Origin of the sequence: Saccharothrix deserti (assembly GCF_009769385.1) — a bacterium.
Taxonomy (GTDB): Bacteria; Actinomycetota; Actinomycetes; order Mycobacteriales; family Pseudonocardiaceae; genus Actinosynnema; species Actinosynnema deserti.
On record NZ_VKAB01000130.1, the window covers coordinates 1 to 2,385 of the forward strand.

At 67.4% G+C, this 2,385-nt stretch carries 1 protein-coding gene; it reads right to left on the reverse strand.

Going from position 1 to position 2,385, the window contains the following annotated elements; all coding sequences use genetic code 11:
• Positions 1-2,385: condensation domain-containing protein (locus FM051_RS49780; RefSeq protein ID WP_158854942.1), on the reverse strand; the 2,385-nt coding region annotated here is incomplete at both ends.

Here is a 2,385-nt window from a genome sequence, read left to right on the forward strand (position 1 = left end):
GGCGGCCCAGGTGAGCATGGCGGTGGTCTGCCGGTGTTCGATCATGACGCCTTTGGGGCGACCGGTCGATCCGGACGTGTAGATGGTGTAGGCGAGGTTGTCGGGGCTCGCCGTGTTCTCGGGTCGGTGTGCAGGAACACCTGAGAAGTCCAGGTTGTTCAACGCCAGAACAATCCGGCTCGGTGTTTCCTGGATTCCCGAATCCGCGGTCGTGATGAGAACGGGCGCGTCGGAGTCGTCCAGGATGTGCCTGATCCGCTCGGTCGGGTAGGCGGGATCGACGGGGACGTAACTGCCGCCGGCTTTGAGCACGCCGAGAATGGCGACCAGGAGGTCGCTGGTGCGGGGCAGACACACACCGACGCGCGTTTCGGGACCGACGCCGAGGCCACGCAGGTGGTGGGCGACGCGGTTGGCGCGTTGGTCCAGTTCGGTGTAGGTGAACCTGCCGTCTGACGCGATCAAAGCCAACGCGTCGGGGGTGCGGTCGACCTGCTGTTCCACCATCTCGTGCACGCACAGGTCCGGCACGGTGATCGGGGCGCCCGTCGACAGTTCCGCGAGCCGAGCCCGCTCCGCGTCGGTGCGGATGTCCACGTCCTCCAGGACCTTGTCCGGGGTGGTGGCCATGGCGTCCACGACAACGTTCAGGCGCTCGGCGATCAACCTGGCCGTCGGCTCCTCGAACAGGTCGGTGTTGTACACGAGTTGGCCGGACACGGCGTCGGGCCGCTCCTCCACCTCCAAGACCAGGTCGAACTGAGCTGTCCGCCGCGGCAGCGTGACCGGCCGCAGGTCGCTGTCCGCCAAGCGGTACTCCGGCGGCGTGCTGTTGACGGCCACCATCGCCTGGAACAGCGGACTGCGGCTCTGGTCGCGTTCCGGCCGCAGTTCCTCCACCAGGCGCGCGAACGGGACGTACTCCTGCCGCAGGACCTCCACGACCGTCTCGCTCACCGCCTGAAGCGTCTCCTTGAGCGTCCGTTCCGGGGCCAGGCGCAGGTGTAGCGGCATCGTGTCGACCAGGAAGCCGATGATTCCCGTGGAGTCCGGGTGCTTCCGCCCCGTGCTGGGAGTGCCGATGACGACGCTCTGCTGGCCGGACAACCTGCCCAGCACGATGGCGAAAGCCGAAGCGAGAACGGAGAAGGTCGTCGTTCCCGCCCTGCGCGCCATGTCGTGCAGCGTGTCCGTGGACAGCGAGAGGGGGACCGCGGCGCCGTTGTAGGTCTGGTGCACCGGCCGTGGCTTGTCGGTGGGCACGTCGAGCGTCGGCGCGTCGGCCAGGTGGGTCCGCCAGAACGCGAGGTCGTCCGAAGCCGTGGTTTCCGCGAACCGGGCGATGTCGGCGAACTGGACGCGTCCGGGCGGAGGGGTCGGTGCGCTCTCGTCATCGGTGAGTGCGGTGTAGTGCTCGGAGATCTCGCGCAGCAGCACGTCCACCGACCAACCGTCGGAGATCACGTGGTGCATCGACAGCAGCAACACGTGCCGGTTCTCCTCCACGTGCACGACCGCCGCCCGGAACAACGGCCCCTCGGCGAGGTCGAACGCCTCGTCCGCGAGCCTCTCCAGCACCGGAGACCAGTCGGCCGCGCTGGTCTCCAGCAAGGGCACGACGGGGACCGGCGAGATCACCTGCATGACCTCTTCGTCGATCTCACGCAGGGTGGTGCGCAGGCTCTCGTGCCGGGCGGCCGTCCTCAGCAGCGCCTCCCGCAATCTCGGGACGTCCAACGCCCCGTGGATCTCGGCCGCGCCGGTGATCTGGTACGCGAGACCGGCTCGGGAGTCCAGTCGGCACAGGAGCCACAACCTGCGCTGCCCCGACGAGGCGGGCAGCACCACGGCGCCGTCCGCCGCGGGATCCCGCGGGATGAGCGGGACCGGTGCCAGCTCCCCGGTTTCGGGCAGGTGTTGGGCGAGGTCGGCGAGGGTGGGGTGGTCGAAGAGCAGGCGGAGGGGGATGTGGGTGTGGAGTTCGGTGCCGAGTCGGTGGGTGAATCGGGTGGCGAGGAGTGAGTGGCCGCCGAGGGTGAAGAAGTTGTCGTGGGTGTTGATGTCGTCTTGGTCGAGCAGTTCCCGCCAGATCCGGGCGATGAGTTTTTCGGCGGGGGTTTGTGGTGTTTGTCCGGTGGCGGCGTGGTCGAAGGTTGGTGCTGGTAGTGCTTTGCGGTCGATTTTTCCGTTGGGCGTGCGGGGCAGTTTGTCGAGTGTGACGTAAGTGGCGGGGATGAAGTGTTCCGGTAGGCGGGTTCGGAGCCAGTTGGTGATGTGGGTGGGGTTGGTGGGTTGGGTGGTGGTGATGTAGGCGGTGAGTTGGGGTTGGTTGTTGTGGTGGTGGGTGGTGATGGTGGTGTCGGTGATGTGGGGGTGTTGGCGGAG